This window comes from Epilithonimonas pallida (assembly GCF_900182975.1).
Classification (GTDB): Bacteria; Bacteroidota; Bacteroidia; order Flavobacteriales; family Weeksellaceae; genus Epilithonimonas; species Epilithonimonas pallida.
The window spans coordinates 187,083-203,532 of record NZ_FXUO01000004.1; the positions used below are offsets into that span (position 1 = coordinate 187,083).

The 16,450-nt window shown below is 35.3% G+C and carries 17 protein-coding genes and 1 tRNA gene; 14 read left to right on the forward strand and 4 right to left on the reverse strand.

Annotated elements, in window-relative coordinates:
- Nucleotides 1–52: 52 nt before the first annotated feature.
- Nucleotides 53–889 (reverse strand): OmpA/MotB family protein, encoded by an 837-nt coding sequence (locus QOL71_RS09200; protein ID WP_283416640.1) that lies wholly within the window; start codon nucleotides 887–889, stop codon nucleotides 53–55.
- Between the two features lie 83 nt (nucleotides 890–972).
- Here QOL71_RS09200 and tilS point away from each other — a divergent pair, with 83 nt between their 5' ends.
- The 7 genes from tilS to QOL71_RS09235 all read left to right on the forward strand — a co-directional run bounded on the left by tilS (nucleotide 973) and on the right by QOL71_RS09235 (nucleotide 7,314).
- On the forward strand, nucleotides 973–2,265 hold the full coding sequence (gene tilS, locus QOL71_RS09205) for a tRNA lysidine(34) synthetase TilS (protein ID WP_283416641.1): 1,293 nt from the start codon (nucleotides 973–975) through the stop codon (nucleotides 2,263–2,265).
- 101 nt (nucleotides 2,266–2,366) lie between these two features.
- On the forward strand, nucleotides 2,367–4,436 hold the full coding sequence (locus QOL71_RS09210; protein ID WP_283416642.1) for a protein-disulfide reductase DsbD family protein: 2,070 nt from the start codon (nucleotides 2,367–2,369) through the stop codon (nucleotides 4,434–4,436).
- Nucleotides 4,437–4,438: 2 nt separating this feature from the next.
- The gene (locus QOL71_RS09215) at nucleotides 4,439–4,873 is read left to right on the forward strand and encodes a GNAT family N-acetyltransferase (protein WP_283416643.1); all 435 of its coding nucleotides are present in this window, start codon (nucleotides 4,439–4,441) and stop codon (nucleotides 4,871–4,873) included.
- A 126-nt stretch (nucleotides 4,874–4,999) separates the two neighbouring features.
- A complete protein-coding gene (locus QOL71_RS09220; RefSeq protein ID WP_283416644.1) occupies nucleotides 5,000–5,521 on the forward strand; it encodes an ExbD/TolR family protein in 522 nt (173 codons plus the stop codon).
- Nucleotides 5,522–5,663: 142 nt separating this feature from the next.
- On the forward strand, nucleotides 5,664–6,161 hold the full coding sequence (locus QOL71_RS09225; RefSeq protein WP_283416645.1) for a hypothetical protein: 498 nt from the start codon (nucleotides 5,664–5,666) through the stop codon (nucleotides 6,159–6,161).
- Between the two features lie 3 nt (nucleotides 6,162–6,164).
- Nucleotides 6,165–6,947: an alpha/beta fold hydrolase gene (locus tag QOL71_RS09230; RefSeq protein WP_283416871.1), complete on the forward strand. Its 783-nt coding sequence runs from the start codon at nucleotides 6,165–6,167 to the stop codon at nucleotides 6,945–6,947.
- Between the two features lies 1 nt (nucleotide 6,948).
- On the forward strand, nucleotides 6,949–7,314 hold the full coding sequence (locus tag QOL71_RS09235) for a DUF1304 domain-containing protein (RefSeq protein ID WP_283416646.1): 366 nt from the start codon (nucleotides 6,949–6,951) through the stop codon (nucleotides 7,312–7,314).
- A gap of 94 nt (nucleotides 7,315–7,408) precedes the next feature.
- Here the strand turns inward: QOL71_RS09235 and QOL71_RS09240 are convergent, their stop codons facing one another.
- Complete coding sequence (locus QOL71_RS09240) at nucleotides 7,409–8,413, reverse strand: DHH family phosphoesterase (RefSeq protein ID WP_283416647.1); 1,005 nt, start codon at nucleotides 8,411–8,413, stop codon at nucleotides 7,409–7,411.
- Nucleotides 8,414–8,532: 119 nt separating this feature from the next.
- Nucleotides 8,533–9,597, reverse strand: a complete 1,065-nt coding sequence (locus QOL71_RS09245; RefSeq protein ID WP_283416648.1) for a T9SS type A sorting domain-containing protein — start codon at nucleotides 9,595–9,597, stop codon at nucleotides 8,533–8,535.
- 153 nt (nucleotides 9,598–9,750) lie between these two features.
- Here QOL71_RS09245 and era point away from each other — a divergent pair, with 153 nt between their 5' ends.
- Nucleotides 9,751–10,626, forward strand: a complete 876-nt coding sequence (gene era, locus QOL71_RS09250; protein ID WP_283416649.1) for a GTPase Era — start codon at nucleotides 9,751–9,753, stop codon at nucleotides 10,624–10,626.
- 52 nt (nucleotides 10,627–10,678) lie between these two features.
- On the opposite strand, the gene QOL71_RS09255 is transcribed toward era, so the two are convergent.
- Nucleotides 10,679–10,870 (reverse strand): hypothetical protein, encoded by a 192-nt coding sequence (locus QOL71_RS09255; RefSeq protein ID WP_283416650.1) that lies wholly within the window; start codon nucleotides 10,868–10,870, stop codon nucleotides 10,679–10,681.
- Between the two features lie 300 nt (nucleotides 10,871–11,170).
- Here QOL71_RS09255 and amaB point away from each other — a divergent pair, with 300 nt between their 5' ends.
- The 6 genes from amaB (at nucleotide 11,171) to QOL71_RS09285 (ending at nucleotide 16,440) form a co-directional block, all read left to right on the forward strand.
- Nucleotides 11,171–12,709 (forward strand): L-piperidine-6-carboxylate dehydrogenase, encoded by a 1,539-nt coding sequence (gene amaB, locus QOL71_RS09260; protein ID WP_283416651.1) that lies wholly within the window; start codon nucleotides 11,171–11,173, stop codon nucleotides 12,707–12,709.
- A gap of 8 nt (nucleotides 12,710–12,717) precedes the next feature.
- Nucleotides 12,718–14,037, forward strand: a complete 1,320-nt coding sequence (lat, locus tag QOL71_RS09265; RefSeq protein ID WP_283416652.1) for an L-lysine 6-transaminase — start codon at nucleotides 12,718–12,720, stop codon at nucleotides 14,035–14,037.
- A gap of 66 nt (nucleotides 14,038–14,103) precedes the next feature.
- Complete coding sequence (locus QOL71_RS09270; RefSeq protein WP_283416653.1) at nucleotides 14,104–14,331, forward strand: putative signal transducing protein; 228 nt, start codon at nucleotides 14,104–14,106, stop codon at nucleotides 14,329–14,331.
- 125 nt (nucleotides 14,332–14,456) lie between these two features.
- Nucleotides 14,457–14,530, forward strand: a tRNA-Ala gene (locus QOL71_RS09275).
- Between the two features lie 327 nt (nucleotides 14,531–14,857).
- A complete protein-coding gene (locus QOL71_RS09280) occupies nucleotides 14,858–15,397 on the forward strand; it encodes a C40 family peptidase (RefSeq protein ID WP_283416654.1) in 540 nt (179 codons plus the stop codon).
- Nucleotides 15,398–15,627: 230 nt separating this feature from the next.
- A complete protein-coding gene (locus QOL71_RS09285; RefSeq protein ID WP_283416655.1) occupies nucleotides 15,628–16,440 on the forward strand; it encodes a 2,3,4,5-tetrahydropyridine-2,6-dicarboxylate N-succinyltransferase in 813 nt (270 codons plus the stop codon).
- Nucleotides 16,441–16,450: the final 10 nt, after the last annotated feature.

A 16,450-nucleotide genomic window follows, 5' to 3' on the forward strand; every position in this document is an offset into this window, starting at 1 on the left:
AAAAACCTTGCCAAAATCTGACAAGGTTTATTTTATATTTCTAAGAATTGTATTATTTCTTAACTGGAGCAATGTCCATGAGCTTCATGAACTCATCCAGTTTCGGCATAATGATAATCTCTGTTCTTCGGTTTTCAGATCTTCCGGAAACTGATGCGTTAGTTGTCTTAGGATTATATTCTGATCTACCTCCTGCAGTTATTCTGTTAGGATTCACACCAAACTGATTTTGTAGAACTTTTGCAACGGCAGTCGCTCTAAGAGCAGAAAGATCCCAGTTGTCTCTTGGCGCATTAGCACTGTTCAATGGCGTATTATCCGTGTTACCTTCGATCAACACACTGTAAGTATCGTAATCGTTGATAACTTTAGCCACTTTAGCAAGAACATCCGCAGCGGCTGGCTGAATATCATATTTTCCAACCTGATAAAGCATCTTATCCGATAATGAAATCAATACTACACCCTTCAGAACTTTTACATCTACATCCTGGTCTGCGACGTTATCAAGGGAACGTTTCAATTTATTAGATAAAGCAATGTTCAAACTGTCATTTCTACTTTTCCCGGAAATTAATTGCTTGATGTAAGCATTAGAAGCGTTGATTTCTCCAACCAGTTTATCAATATTTGCAGAACCTTTTCCTGCATTGGATAGACAGGCATCCAAGCTGGATTTTAATGCATTGTTTTGTCCTAAAAGTAAATCGTTCTGACCTTTTAGTGATGAGTTTTCACCTTTTAGATCCTGGATCTGGCGCATTCTTTCACCAGCATCTTCAACACATTGTTTGTAATTGAGATTAAGGGCATCGAACTGTTTTTTGCTGACGCAAGACGCAAGGGAAAGCCCCAGTGCTGTGATGGTCAAAATCTTAAATAATTTCATAGTATAATGATTTTAATCGTTTCAAAAGTAAGAATTAATAACTGTATATTTGTGGTTATAACTTAATATTTCGTTATAAATTTGTGTTAAGTCTCTTAAAATTTCAAAACGCTATTGAGCGATTACTTCCAAACTCGCAACAAAAAACATACCTTTTAGCGGTAAGTGGAGGAGTGGACTCTATGGTTTTGGCTGATTTATTTCAGGTTTCGGGTTTTGATTTTCATGTTGCACATATCAACTATCATCTCCGTAATGAGGATTCTAACCTGGATCAACAGTTGGTTTCCTATTTTTGTGAAAAACATAAAATTCCTTTTCATTTATATGAAATTTCTCAAAAGGATATTCAGCCGGAAAACTCGATCCAAAATTGGGCGAGAGAAATTCGATACCGATTTTTCAGAGAAATTCAGAAAAAAGAAAATTTGGAATTTTTAGTTACAGCGCATCATCTGAATGACCAGTTGGAAACTTTTATCATCAACCTTTCCAAAGCATCGGGAATCCGTGGTTTGAGCGGTATTCCGCAAAATGAAAACGGAATCATTCGTCCTCTTCTTGATTTTTCTAAGGATGAAATTTATGATTTTGCAAAAAAGAATCAAATCAAATACCGTGAAGACAAGTCCAATCAAAAAATGGATTATCTGAGAAATAAAATCCGTCACAATATCGTTACTGAATTGGAGAAAGTCAATCCGGATTTTCTGACCAATTTTTCAAGAAGTATCAATTATATTAATCAAGCTAAGAGTTTCATTGATCAATCAATTGATGAAAAAATTGAAAAATTAAAGTTAAATTCTGCTGAAGATCAAATAATTATTGATAAACAAAAATTCTCAGAAGAATCTGAGTTGATTCGATACGAGATTTTAAAAAGATTCAGTTTTAATGACGAAAACGAAATGCAAAAGTTTCTGACATCTCAAACCGGAAGTTCTTTTTTCAATTCTGAATTTCAATTGGTAGTTAATAGGAATGAGTTGATTTTTAATAAGAATTTAGAAGTTGGAAATGAGAAATTAGAAGAAATAAAGCTTGAAATTATTGATAACAAAATCATTATTCCTGAAAATATTAAAAATGAAATCCAGGAATTTGGTCATTGTTTTTGGAAAATTGATAATAAGACAGTTAAAAAGCCTTTGAAATTACGAAGAAAACATGAAGGCGATTTGTTTTTTCCTATCGGAATGATTGGCAAAAAGAAAATTTCGAAGTTTTTTAAGGATGAAAAATTGTCTATTTTAGCGAAGCAAAAAATCTGGCTTCTTTGTGATAAGAATGACCAAGTTTTAGGTGTTTTACCTTTTCGTCAGGACAGAAGATTTTCATCTCAAAAATCCGATTATCTTGAACTTGAAATTTAACCGCAAAGACTGCGAAGATTTCGCAAAGTTCACAAATTGAGTTTCTTGTGAAAAAACTTTGTGAACTTTGTGGTGAGAAAAATAAAATTTAATATCAAAAAATGAAAGATTTAAAATTAGTGTTATCCACACTTTTTCTATTAATAATAACCCTATTCAATGCACAGATAAAAAATCCGGTTAAGTTCAAGTTCGATATTAATGCTGTTGGGAAAGACGAATATGAAGCTGTTTTGACAGGAACAATTGAAGATAACTGGCACGTTTATTCTCAGGATTTGCCACCTGATTCCGGAATCCCAACGGAATTTAAAATCACTTCAAAACAAGGAATCCAACTGATTGGTAAAGTTCAGGAAATAGGAAAAAAACATGATGAATTTTCGGAAGCTTTTGGTGCTCAGATTGTTTATTATTCAAACAAAGTCGTTTTCAAGCAAAAATTCAAACCAAAAGATGCCGCAAAACCGGCGACAATTACCGCTGAAATAATGTATCAGACTTGTAATGACCGTGTTTGTTTGGCGCCAAATACATTAGAATTTGAAAAACAAATTGAAGGCAGTAAAACAACCGTTGCTTCTGACGAAAATGTTGGTAAAACAAAAGACACTGTTTATGAGGTTGCTCCGTCCGGAAAAGTCGGAACAGTTCTGAAACCGACAAATGTTGCAACGCCTACTGTTGCAAAACAAGACGGTTTGAAGGTCAATTCTTTGGATTTCAAAAACCCTTTGACCAATTGTGGAACTGCTCAGCAAAAACCGGCTAACGATAATTGGCTCGTTCTCGGATTAGGATTTTTAGGCGGACTGATTGCATTGCTTACGCCGTGTGTTTTCCCAATGATTCCGTTGACGGTTTCATTTTTCACAAAAGGAAACAAAGACAAAGCAAAAGGAAAGCGTGATGCCTTTATTTACGGATTTTTCATTTTGTTGATTTTCGTTTTATTGAGTATTCCATTTCATATTATTGATGGAATTTCGGGGAATATTTTCAATCAAATTTCGACCAATATCTGGCTGAATTTATTCTTCTTCGCTATATTTTTATTTTTTGCTCTTAGCTTTTTCGGCTATTATGAAATCGTTTTGCCAAGCTGGATTGCCAATAAATCTTCCAAAGCTGAAGAAGCGGGCGGAATCATTGGGATTTTCTTTATGGCATTGACTTTAGTGATCGTTTCATTCTCTTGTACAGGTCCGATTTTAGGGAGCTTATTAGGTGGTGTTGTAGCTGGAGCGACCAATGTTCCAACATTGTTGACGTTCGCTTTGGCTGGTTTCGGATTGGCTTGGGCATTGGTTTTCGGATTGTTGGCACTGTTCCCGCAAGCACTTCAAAGTTTACCAAAATCAGGCGGTTGGATGAATACGGTGAAAGTTGTTCTTGGATTTGTCGAATTGGCTTTGGCGTTGAAATTCTTATCCAAAGCAGATTTGGTTTCCAAAACTTTCTTGCTGAAAAGAGAATTATTCATAGCACTTTGGATAATCATTGCTATTGGATTAGTTGTTTATTTATTCGGGAAGATCAGATTTCCGCACGATGATAAGAATCCGAAAATCAGTTTAGGAAGAAGAATTCTTGGAGGTTTCGGGATTGTATTCATCGCATATTTGATTCAGGGATTGATTCCTTCGGAAAAACCAAAATTACAATTGCTAAGTGGGATTTTACCGCCGTTGAATGTTAGTTATTTTCATAAAGAAGAAGATGGAATTCTTGGTTTGAAGCCTTATCACAATTACTTCGAAGCCATAGAAGTGGCGAAAAAAGAGAACAAACCCGTTTTAATAGATTTCACAGGTTATGGTTGCGAAAACTGCCGTAAAATGGAAGAGTTTGTTTGGAGCCAGGAAGATATTTTACCAATGATCCAAAATGATGTGATTCTGGCTTCTGTTTATGTGGATGATAAAGAAGAATTGCCGGAAAATGAGCAAATCAAAATCGATATGGGCGAAGGTCAAATGAAGAAAGTAAAGACGATTGGCGATAAATGGAGTTTGTTTCAACAAGTTAATTTCAATAATAATTCTCAACCGCATTATGTATTGGTAACACCAGACCAAAAGGTGATTAATTCTCCGGTTTCAGGATATATGCCAAAAGAGGATTTCAAAAAATTCCTGAAATGTGGAATTGATTATTTTAAGAATAAATAATTGTGGTTTTCAGAGAAGCTAATATCAGCGATATTTCACAAATGCAGATTGTCCGCAATTCTGTGAAGGAAAATCAATTATCAAGTCCGGATGTTGTCAAAGATAAAGATTATGAAATCTATTTAACAGACAACGGAAAAGGCTGGGTTTGTGAAATTGAAAATGAAATTGTCGGATTTGCCATCGTAGATTTGGTTGAAAATAACGTTTGGGCATTATTTGTAAAACCAGAATTTGAAGATCAGGGTATTGGAAAACAATTGCATAACCAGATGCTGAATTGGTATTTTAAACAAACCAAAAATCCTGTATGGCTTGGAACAGCACCTGGTACAAGAGCCGCACAATTTTATCGGTTTTCAGGTTGGGAGGAAATCGGAACACACGGAAAAGAAATCAAATTCCAGATGACTTCTGAGAATTGGCAGAATTTGTAATTTGATAAATAGTATTTTTGTATTAAAATTAAAAATTAGGTACATAATTTGTATTTGGAAATCCATAATGATGATAAATCGTTATGGATTTTTATTTTTTTATTACTAACTATTAAAATTGAAGCTATGGCAGAAGTACAAATTAAAGAGCAATCTAACGGAAAGAAAACTCAGAACAAGAAACCAATTCGTGTGGATATGACGCCAATGGTGGATTTAGGATTTTTATTGATCACATTTTTTATGTTCACAACCAATTTTTCAAAACCAAATGCTATTAATTTTTCCAATCCTCCAAAAAATCCAACGCATATAGAAACACACGTTGATATTAGAAATTCAATAACATTTATTCTTGGTAGAGATGGAAGGGTTTTCTACTATCAGGCAGAGAAAAATGATTTGAATGACAATAGTCTTACAGAGGTTTCATTTGATAAAGCTCAGGTGGCGAAAACCATCGAAGCAGCAAAAGCGAACGCTCCTAAAAAAGAAAATTTTACGATTATTATAAAACCCGCTGACGATTCGCAGTACAAAACAATGGTGGATATGTTGGACGAAATGACCATTACAAAATCTGAAAAGTACGGCATTGCTGAAATGAATGATAAAGAAAAAGAATTGTACGAAAAGAAAGTGCAGTAACCGGGCAAGCTCCGTAGGAGCGAAATGTTTGTTTACAGAAATTCAAATCAAAGTCCGTAGGAGTGACTTATAACCTTTCTGAATCAATTTTTAGAAAGGTTTTTCATTTAATTTAATTATTTTCGTAAGGAAAATAAAAACTATGAGAAAACTGATTCCGGTTATTGTTGTACTGTCTGTCATTTCCTGTAAAAAATCCGAAGAAATTACAGATCGGAAAGTTGACAGCGCGAAAATCATCGATTCAATCAATGCGGTGAGAACGAAAATCAATGACAGTATTAGAATCAGTCGCGGTTACAAAAATCTGGAAGGCACGCATATTCTCACACACGATATGATTTCCGGCAATGGTAAAATAAGTTTTACAAAAACAGGCCAGGATGAATATAAAATATCAGGTGAAAATAAAAGAGGCAGCGATTTTCTGAAAATTGAAGGAACTGCAAGAATGACTTCACCAAAAAATCTTAAATTCGACGGAACCATTACGCAAAGTATTTCAGACTATGATGAGGGGAAATTGGATATAAGAAAAGGCAAGAAAAATTTCTCAACAAAAGACGGCGGGAAAACGTTTAAGCTTTATGAATCCGTCAATAATGCTGGATTTGCTGACAAAATAATTATTAAAATGTAAATGATGCTCAACTACGAAATAGAAGGTGACGGTAATGAAAATCTTGTTCTTCTTCATGGATTTATGGAGAATCTGTCGATTTGGGACAGCATGATTCCGTTTTTGTCTGACAGATTCAGGCTGGTAAAAATTGATTTGCCGGGATTTGGAAAGTCAGAAGTTGTTGCAGAAGTCCAAACTTCCGAGATAATGGCGGACGAAGTCAAAAAAGTAACGGATAAGTTAGGTTTGACAGAATTCCATTTGCTTGGACATTCGATGGGCGGTTATATTTCTTTAGCTTTTGCAGAAAAATATCCGGAATTACTGAAATCATTCACTTTGTTTTTTTCTACTTATTTTGCCGATGACGAGACCAAAAAAGAAACCCGTAGGAAGGGTTTGAGAATCATCAAAGAAAATCTTCGGGCTTTTGTCAATGCCGGCGTTCCCAATCTTTTCAATCCCAATGAGCACGATGTTTTGGAATCTAAAATCAAACTGGCAAAAGAAATTGCTTACACATCATCTGTTGACGGTGTTTTGGCATCACAGAAAGGCATGATAGAACGTGCCGGCAGAACCTCGGTTTTAGAACAATTTGAAGGGAAAATTCTGGTTTTGTCAGGCAAGCATGATTCTGCGGTCAATTCGGAAAAAACCATTAAGAATCTCCCTGAAAGAACCAATATCAAATCTTACGTTCTGGATTGCGGACACAATGGACATTGGGAAAAGCCTGAGATTTGTGCTTCTGTTATCAATACGGAATTACTGCATCATTTACCCAAAAATCTTGTTTTTTAAAATGGAAATTATATCAAAAATCCTTGTTGCAATCGTTGCTCTGGAGCATCTTTACATTCTTTATATGGAAATGTTCGCATGGGAAACATTAGGTAAAAAAACATTCAAAGGGTCGTTGCCGGACGAGATGTTTAAACCGACAAAAAAACTTGCAGCCAACCAAGGTCTGTATAACGGATTTCTTTCGGCAGGGCTCATCTGGAGTTTCTTTATTTGTGATTCGATCTGGGCGAAAAATGTTGCAATTTTCTTTTTAGGCTGTATTATTGCGGCAGGAATTTACGGCGCATTATCCGCTTCGAAGAAGATATTTTTTGTGCAGGCGTTGCCCGCGATTATTGCATTGCTTTTCGTTTTGTTGAGATAGGTTGCCACAAAAGTTACAAAGATTATTATTTCAAATAAAATTCGTTTTTCAGACTTAATGGAAGTCGATTTCTTTTAGGACTTTGTGATTAATATTAGAAATCCTCTTCTTCAACTCTTTCTTTGAAATCTTCAATAGTATCTTCGATAGCTTTGAAATATTTTCCGCCAGAGGCATTGATGTGTCCGCCACCATTGAAATATTTTCTTGCAAACTGATTCGTATCAACATTGTCTTTGGAGCGGAAAGAGATTTTGATAAAATCTTCATAAAGGTCTTCCATAAAAAAAACGGCCATTTTGGTTCCGGCAAGACTCAGCCCATAGTTTACGAAACCTTCCGTATCGCCTTTATCAAAACCAAATTCTTTCAGTTCTGAACGCTTTAGCCAAAGAATAGCGACTTTTCCATCTTTTACCAATTCTATTCTGCCAAGAACCAAAGAAAGAAGATGTAACCTGGAAATGGTATTAGTGTCCCAAGTATTGGAAGTGATGATAGCGGGATCAGCACCCTTTTCTATAAGATCAGCAACGATTCTGTGTGTTGTGGCGCTTGTGGAACGGAATCTGAAGCCTCCCGTATCGGTCATTATCCCAGTATAAAGACACTGTGCGATATCAACATTCACCAATTTTTCATCTTGATTGGCCTGGATAAAATGATAAACCATTTGGCATGTTGCAGGAACTGTGGTGTCAGAATAAACGTAATCAAACTGTTCCGGCATCTGATGATGGTCAATCAGTATTTTTTTAGCACGTGATTTTGTAACCCAATCGCCAAGAATCCCAATTCTGGAGGGTGAGTTAAAATCCAGACAAAAAATAACGTCAGCATTATAGATGGCTTCACCAGCTACTTTTCTTTTATATTCCCCGATAATAATTTTTTTTGCTTCCGGCATCCATTTCAGGAATTTCGGAAAATCGTTGGGTGTGATCACGATCGCTTCAATCCCTTTTGTTTTCAGATAATGTTTAAGTCCCAAAGAAGAGCCGATCGCATCGCCGTCAGGATTTTGATGAGTTACGATGACGACGTTGTTTTTCGGGATAAGAAGATTGTTGATTTCTGAGATTTCTTTGGCTGTAAACATTAATGTCTTTTTGAGAATAAAGTTTCAAAGATAATGAAATTAAAACCAAAGTTTCACATGGATATATTGGTCAAAAAAAATCGATTCAATTTTGAACCGATTTTTTGATTTTTTTAAAATTATTTTTTGATAATCTTCTGTACAGATTGCCCGTCGACTTTTAAATAATATATTCCGGACGCTAAATTTTTGATATTAATCTCAGTTTTATCCGATTTAATATTAGAAATTGTTCTAATCAATTTTCCTGAACTGTCTGTCAATTCTAATGATGAATTGGGTTTCAATTTTTCAATTTTTATAACATCAGATGATGGATTCGGATAAACTGAAATCTTTGATTTTGCAGCTTCGGAAGTTGCTAATGCTTTTTTAGTATATGTTGCTGTGTCGCCGTTATACTTTGTAATTACTAATGTCTCATTTCCATTGGATATAGCATAAGAATAGGGATTGATTCTGCCATCTGTTCCGCTGAAAAAATTACCAAAATATAATCCATCAAAGTTATTGATTTCCTGATCAAAACTGTCAGCAAGAGTTATAGCCAGGTTCAATACGCGAAATCTATTATCAGAATAAAACCCAACGCTTCCGCTACCAGCGTTGAAATAACTAGTTATGATATCTCCATTTGAGAAAATTGTCGTATTATTTCCTGCCCAGTGTGTCGGCTTATAATAATTAACTGATGCAATTTTGAGAGAAGAAATATTCCATACAGTATTTGTAAGGTCTGTTGGAGGTGTATAAAAGCTGTATGAGATATAATCCCCGGAGATATTGGTCAGTTTAAGCTTATAACCGTAAGAAACTGTTTCTATATTATAACTGATTTTGTTATTTGCCGAAGCATTTTTTGTAAAGAATAAAGAATAATTGTCATTCAATTCATTAGATTGACAATTCGAAGAAGATGTTTTAGCTTCCGTAATAACAAAATCATTCGAACTACTGCTGAAATTAACCTTTCCAAGATTCTCCGAACATATCGTACTGATGTAATTAAATAAAAAATCCGAATGAAAAGTTATAAAATAAGCATATTGATCATTAGAAATGTCTTTGTTTGATCCATTGACATTCACTTGTTCAATTTTCCAATTTTTATTGAACAGTAAAGAATTTTGGGCAGAACTTAAAATTCCTAAAATACCAAGAAATAAAATGTAGAGTTTTTTCATACGTTATAAGTTTATAATTAGGATTTAAAGTTATAAAAAAATTCCTGATATTTTTTTTTGTAAAGTATTGATATATTCCATGTTGTAAATTCTTAAACTCTTACTTCAAAATTTCCGTACCTTTGTACATTATTCAATATATTCAAAAAAATAATGCATACAGCAGGATTCGTAAACATTGTCGGTAAACCCAATGCAGGAAAATCTACACTTCTCAATCAATTGATGGGAGAGAAGCTGGCAATTGTGACCCAAAAAGCACAAACAACACGTCACAGGATTTTCGGGATATACAATGAGGAAGATTTGCAGATTGTTTTTTCCGATACACCCGGGGTTTTGGATCCGAAATATAATCTGCAGGAAAAAATGATGGATTTTGTAAAAGATTCTTTACAGGATGCTGATGTTTTTTTATTCATTGTAGATGTGACCGACAAAGAAGAACCGTCGGAATTTTTAATAGATAAACTTAACAAGATCCCGGTTCCGGTATTATTACTTCTGAATAAAGTAGATCAGACCAATCAGGAAGGTTTGGAAAAGCTGGTGGACGAATGGCATAACAGAATTCCGAAAGCCGAAATTTTACCAATTTCTGCTCTCAATGCCTTTAATACGGATATTATTCTTCCGAAACTGAAATCTTTGTTGCCGGAAAATCCTCCATATTACGATAAAGATCAGTTTACGGACAAACCGGAACGTTTCTTTGTCAACGAAGCTATTCGTGAAAAAATTCTTTTGAATTATGAGAAAGAAATTCCTTATTCTGTAGAAGTTGTTACAGAGATGTTCAAGGAAAAAGAAGGAATTATTTTTATTGATTCCATAATCTACGTGGAACGCGATACCCAAAAAGGTATTATCATTGGACACAAAGGTGAAGCCATTAAAAAGGTGGGAACAGAAGCACGTGTTGACCTGGAGAAATTCTTCAACAAAAAAATACACCTTAATCTCTTTGTAAAAGTCAAAAAAGACTGGCGAAAAAATGACAGAGATCTTAAGAATTTCGGTTACAGATAAAATCCTTTATTATAAAGGATTTTTTTATTTCGATATGTTGTAAAAACATGGTTTAATCAAACCATTGGGCGATATAATCTTTAATAATGATCCAAAAGTTTTTTCCCAGAAAATAGATCAAAGTAGAAGTGATAATCCCTTTTACAGTAAAAAAAATAATACCACCGATACCAAATTTTTTCACCAGGCTTTTCCACTTGGATGATTTATTTTCAGATTTTTGAGTGGTCTCATTATTTTCCATCCCGATTTATTTTTTCAAAAATAAGAAAAATTGTGCAATTTAGATTTATTCAAAATAAGTAAAACTGCATTTTATAAATAATTAACAATATTTCAATCGCCAATAATTAGAAGTGTTCTCTATTTCGTTTTCAAACATAAAAGTAAATTGATAAGTTTTTTGGATAACAATTAAAGCGCCAAAATTATTCAAGCCAATGATTTTCAGTATTTTTTATTTATTTACTAACGATTGTTAGTTTTTGATTTTGCTGGTCAAAATATATTTTTATCTTTAGACACTTTAAAAATAAAAAACTTTATGTCCTCAATTTCAATATCAGAAAACCTGAAAAGACTGGGAATTTCGACAGAAAATAACGGAACTTCTACAGGTTTGGATTTCTTTTCTTCCGGTAAAGCAATAGAAAGTTATTCACCGGTAGACGGTAATCTTATCGCTTCGGTAAAAACATCAGATAAACAAGACTACGAGAAAGTTGTAGCAAAAGCAGAACAGGCTTATTTGGAATTCAGAAAAATTCCTGCACCAAAAAGAGGAGATCTGGTTCGCCAATTTGGTAATAAGCTTAGAGAATACAAAGAGGATCTTGGAAAATTGGTTTCCTATGAGATGGGAAAATCTCTTCAGGAAGGTCTGGGAGAAGTTCAGGAGATGATCGATATTTGCGATTTCGCAGTTGGTTTGTCCCGACAGCTTCATGGTTACACGATGCATTCCGAAAGGCCCGGACACAGGATGTATGAGCAATACCATCCACTGGGAATTGTTGGGGTGATCTCGGCTTTCAACTTTCCTGTTGCAGTCTGGAGCTGGAATGCTGCTCTGGCTTGGATTTGCGGAAATGTAGTGATTTGGAAACCATCAGAAAAAACACCGCTTTGCGCAATCGCTTGTCAGAATATCTTTAATGAAGTAGCAAAAGAAAATGATCTTCCCGAAGGAATTTCAAACTTAGTAATTGCTGATCATGAGATTGGAGATCAATTAGTTAATGATAAAAAAATCGCATTGGTATCCTTTACCGGTTCCACAAGAGTTGGAAGAATTGTTGGGAAAAATGTTGCTGAACGGTTTGGAAAATCGATTTTGGAATTAGGTGGAAACAACGCTATTATTATTACAGAAAATGCAGACATCAATATGTCGATTATCGGTGCCGTTTTCGGAGCTGTTGGAACAGCGGGCCAAAGATGTACTTCTACAAGACGTCTTATCATCCACGAATCTGTTTATGATGAGGTTAAAAACCGATTGGTTAAAGCTTACGGACAGTTGAAAATCGGGAATCCATTGGACGAAACTAATCATGTTGGTCCGCTGATTGACAAAGCTGCGGTAAAACAATACCAGGATTCTATCGAAAAATGCAAAGCAGAAGGCGGAAATTTCATCGTTGAGGGTGGTGTTTTGGAAGGTGATAATTACAACTCTGGCTGTTATGTAAAGCCTTGTATTGCTGAGGTTGAGAATAGCTACGAAATTGTTCAGCACGAGACATTTGCGCCAATTCTTTACTTGATCAAGTATAAAACGTTGGATGAAGCCATTGCGATCCAGAATGATGTTCCGCAAGGTCTGAGTTCTGCAATTATGACCCAAAACCTACGAGAAGCGGAATTATTCCTTTCTCACGCTGGTTCTGACTGTGGAATAGCTAATGTTAATATCGGAACTTCCGGAGCTGAAATTGGCGGTGCGTTTGGTGGCGAAAAAGAAACTGGGGGCGGACGGGAATCTGGTTCGGATGTCTGGAAATATTATATGAGAAGACAAACAAACACAATCAATTACACAACTAATTTACCTTTAGCTCAAGGGATTAAGTTTGACTTATAAAAAACAATATGATAACAACTACAGAAAATAAAGTAAAAGAAACATTAGGTAAACATATTCTTGCAGATGGTTTTGATTTCGTAATGGATTATGAAGCATCTCAGGGCTCTTACATTGTTGACAAGCTGACAGGAAAAAAATATCTTGATATGTTCTCCATGTTCGCATCAGCATCTGTCGGATACAATCATCCTTATATTGCAGAAAAGGCCAATTGGCTTGGAAAAATGGCAATTTATAAACCGACTTTAAGTGATGTTTATCTTCAGGAATATGCAGACTTTATGGAAGTTTTTTCCAGAGTTGCAATTCCGAAAGAACTGCCTTATTGCTTTTTCATAGAAGGCGGTGCTTTGGCAGTTGAAAATGCTTTGAAAACAGCTTTTGACTGGAAAACCAGAAAAAATTGGCAAAAAGATATAGATAAAGAAGCGGGAATTGCGATTCATTTTAAACAATCCTTTCATGGAAGAAGCGGTTATACCTTGTCTTTAACCAATACTTCCGATCCAAGAAAGTATCAATATTTTCCAAAGTTCAATTGGCCAAGAATCACCAATCCAAAACTGAACTTCCCAATTACGGAGGAAAATCTGGAAGAAACTATCAAACACGAACAGTTAGCTTTGTTGCATATTCAGGAAGCGATCTTATCTCATCCGGATGAGGTGGCCTGTGTGATTATCGAGCCGATCCAGGCTGAAGGCGGCGACAACCATTTCAGAAACGAATTCTTTACAGAACTGAGACGTATCTGTGATGAAAATGAAATCCTTTTGATCCTGGACGAAGTACAAACAGGAATAGGAATGACTGGAAAAATGTGGGCGTTCCAACACTTGGATATTATTCCGGATGTGATCACTTTTGGTAAAAAAGCACAAGTTTGCGGAATCCTGGCAAATAAAGAAAAACTGGACGAATTAGAACATCACGTTTTCAAGGAAAGTTCAAGAATCAATTCTACTTTTGGAGGTAATTTTATCGATATGCTACGTTTCCAATTGGTTTTGGAAATCATTGAAAATGAAAATCTGGTTGAGAATTCCAGAGTTGTGGGAGAATTCCTTTTGAACGGATTAAAGAAATTGGAACAAAAGTTTCCGGATCACATCTCTGCTGCAAGAGGAAAGGGATTGATGTGTGCATTTGATCTTAAAGACGGTGAAAGCAGGGAATGGTTAAGAAGCAAACTTTACGACGAAGGGATTATCATCTTAACCTGTGGAGATCAGTCACTTAGGTTTCGCCCACATCTTAATGTAACAAAAGAAGAAATTCAGGTTATTTTAGATAAAATAAATTCAATATTTGAGGATTTAATATAAAGAATTTCGGATTATGATATTTTTTTCGTAAATTGCTTTGCTTAAAAAATCAAAATCTGAAAATCTATGGATGCAACAACAAGAGTCGCTGTGTATGAAAGTAGCAGCCCACAGGAGATCCAGCTCATCAAATCTAAGCTGGAAGATGCAGGAATAAAATGTGATGTTGAGAATTCTTATCTTAGTTTTCTTTCGACTCCCACTGCAACCAATACTTTTATTAAAGTTGATATCAGGGATGAAAAAAAATCCTTTGACATCATCGATGAATATTTAAAATCAAACCAAAATTGATTTCATATTTTTAAATTTTACGTTTTACAGAAATCGGGTCCAATTTATTTGAGCCCGATTTTTTATTTTTATTAAATTTTTTTAGAAAATGTTCAGACAAAATCCTTATCATTGCAATACCAATTGGGGAATTAGCTCATCTGGCTAGAGCGTTAGACTGGCAGTCTAAAGGTGACGGGTTCGATCCCCGTATTCTCCACAAGCAATATGTTCAATCAATCTTCTGACTTTCAGGAGATTGATTTTTTTATTTTGGCAAAAAATTTGATGTGTAAAACATAAGATAATCAAGTTCATAGAACCTGATTATTGATTAAAGGGGGCACTCGTTGCCCTCTTAATTTTTGAAATAATTAGTCAAATTGATAATTTAGCCTGAGAAGTTTTTATAAGCTTCTCTTTTTCTTTGTGAAAATTCTGTGTTTTTTAGCTTAAATGCTTGTTTAGAAAAATAATCTAAGCTATTTTTGTGTAGATAACAGAGAAAATTCTTATTGAGAAACAATTACTATTTAAATTTGATTAGATGAAACAATCTGTACTGGTAATTATATTTTCAATTATTCTGGTTTCTTGCGGTGCTTCAAAGCCTGTAAAAAAATACGCCTACAAAAGGCCAACAACCACAACCAAGACCAGCAATCTTAAAAAACTAAATTCCACTTATTCTGGCTCAGTTTCCGGCAAAAGAGCCTCTGTTATCAGTGATGCGGAAAACTATTTGGGAACACCTTACAAGTATGCCGGTAATACAAAAGCCGGTTTTGATTGTTCCGGTTTGGTTTGCAAAGTTTTTGACGAGAACGATATGAAAATGCCGAGACGTTCTCAGGATCAGGGAAAAGCAGGCGTTTCCATAGATATCTCAAAAGTCAAACCCGGAGATCTGTTATTTTTTGCAACAGCAGGCGGTTCAGCAGTTACCCATGTCGGTATTGTTCATGACGTGATGAATACTGGCGAGGTGACATTCATCCATTCTTCTACTACCAAAGGCGTTATAATTTCGTCCCTTAACGAAGCTTATTGGAATAAAGCTTTTCTTTTTGCAAGAAGTGTTCTATAATTTATTATTTTTGTCGGGAGATATGTAATGATGAGGTTCAATAATTTTTTATTGGACTTTTTTGTTGGAGTGCTGGGTGATAAATTTTATGGCAGCTTTATCCGCCCTCCGTTCCCGCTTTTTTTCTTTTTTTTGTAAAAAAAGAAAAAGAGCTCCACTCAGGTCGGGCTGCGTGCAATTCGTTGTTATTAATCTCATCATTAGAATAAAATTTAATTAAAAAAATAAAAATGTCTTTACAGGAAAAAATCGAAAAAGCTTGGGATAACCGCGAACTATTGAAAGAAGAAGAATATCAGAATGCTGTAAGAGAAGTAGTTGCAAAGCTGGATTCAGGAGAGCTGAGAACAGCTGAGCCAACGGAAAACGGGTGGCAAATTAACGAATGGGTAAAGAAAGGTGTGGTAATGTATTTCCCGATCCAAACAATGGAAACCATAGAAGTTGGTCCTTTCGAATTCCATGATAAAATTCCTTTGAAGAAAAACTATGCTGAAAAAGGCGTAAGAGTAGTTCCGCATGCGATTGCAAGACACGGAAGTTTTGTTGCAAGCGGGGTGATTATGATGCCTTCTTATGTTAACATTGGAGCTTATGTGGATTCCGGGACAATGGTTGATACGTGGGCAACTGTAGGAAGCTGCGCTCAGATTGGTAAAAATGTTCACCTGAGTGGAGGTGTAGGAATTGGAGGCGTTTTAGAACCATTGCAAGCGGCTCCGGTTATTATTGAAGATGATGCATTCATCGGTTCGCGTTGTATTGTGGTAGAAGGCGTTCGTGTTGGCAAAGAAGCAGTTTTGGGCGCAAATGTATGTTTGACAATGTCTACCAAAATTATTGATGTAACTGGTGACAAACCTATTGAAATGAAAGGTTATGTGCCAGAGCGTTCTGTTGTGATTCCGGGAAGTTATACCAAACAATTTCCTTCCGGAGAATATCAGGTGCCTTGTGCTTTGATCATCGGTAAAAGAAAAGAATCTACAGATAAGAAAACATCCTTGAATGATGCGCTGAGGGAAAATAATGTTGCGGTTTAGGATTTAGAAA

What these genes read in the sequence shown, in the direction of transcription:
- lat (WP_283416652.1), top strand. Translation starts at nt 12,718, where the DNA reads ATGATAACAACTACAGAAAATAAAGTAAAAGAAACATTAGGTAAACAT.
- QOL71_RS09245 (WP_283416648.1), bottom strand. Translation starts at nt 9,597, where the DNA reads ATGAAAAAACTCTACATTTTATTTCTTGGTATTTTAGGAATTTTAAGT.
- QOL71_RS09200 (WP_283416640.1), bottom strand. Translation starts at nt 889, where the DNA reads ATGAAATTATTTAAGATTTTGACCATCACAGCACTGGGGCTTTCCCTT.
- QOL71_RS09240 (WP_283416647.1), bottom strand. Translation starts at nt 8,413, where the DNA reads ATGTTTACAGCCAAAGAAATCTCAGAAATCAACAATCTTCTTATCCCG.
- QOL71_RS09270 (WP_283416653.1), top strand. Translation starts at nt 14,104, where the DNA reads ATGGATGCAACAACAAGAGTCGCTGTGTATGAAAGTAGCAGCCCACAG.
- QOL71_RS09280 (WP_283416654.1), top strand. Translation starts at nt 14,858, where the DNA reads ATGAAACAATCTGTACTGGTAATTATATTTTCAATTATTCTGGTTTCT.
- QOL71_RS09220 (WP_283416644.1), top strand. Translation starts at nt 5,000, where the DNA reads ATGGCAGAAGTACAAATTAAAGAGCAATCTAACGGAAAGAAAACTCAG.
- QOL71_RS09210 (WP_283416642.1), top strand. Translation starts at nt 2,367, where the DNA reads ATGAAAGATTTAAAATTAGTGTTATCCACACTTTTTCTATTAATAATA.
- QOL71_RS09255 (WP_283416650.1), bottom strand. Translation starts at nt 10,870, where the DNA reads ATGGAAAATAATGAGACCACTCAAAAATCTGAAAATAAATCATCCAAG.
- QOL71_RS09235 (WP_283416646.1), top strand. Translation starts at nt 6,949, where the DNA reads ATGGAAATTATATCAAAAATCCTTGTTGCAATCGTTGCTCTGGAGCAT.
- era (WP_283416649.1), top strand. Translation starts at nt 9,751, where the DNA reads ATGCATACAGCAGGATTCGTAAACATTGTCGGTAAACCCAATGCAGGA.
- QOL71_RS09285 (WP_283416655.1), top strand. Translation starts at nt 15,628, where the DNA reads ATGTCTTTACAGGAAAAAATCGAAAAAGCTTGGGATAACCGCGAACTA.
- QOL71_RS09230 (WP_283416871.1), top strand. Translation starts at nt 6,165, where the DNA reads ATGCTCAACTACGAAATAGAAGGTGACGGTAATGAAAATCTTGTTCTT.
- QOL71_RS09225 (WP_283416645.1), top strand. Translation starts at nt 5,664, where the DNA reads ATGAGAAAACTGATTCCGGTTATTGTTGTACTGTCTGTCATTTCCTGT.
- amaB (WP_283416651.1), top strand. Translation starts at nt 11,171, where the DNA reads ATGTCCTCAATTTCAATATCAGAAAACCTGAAAAGACTGGGAATTTCG.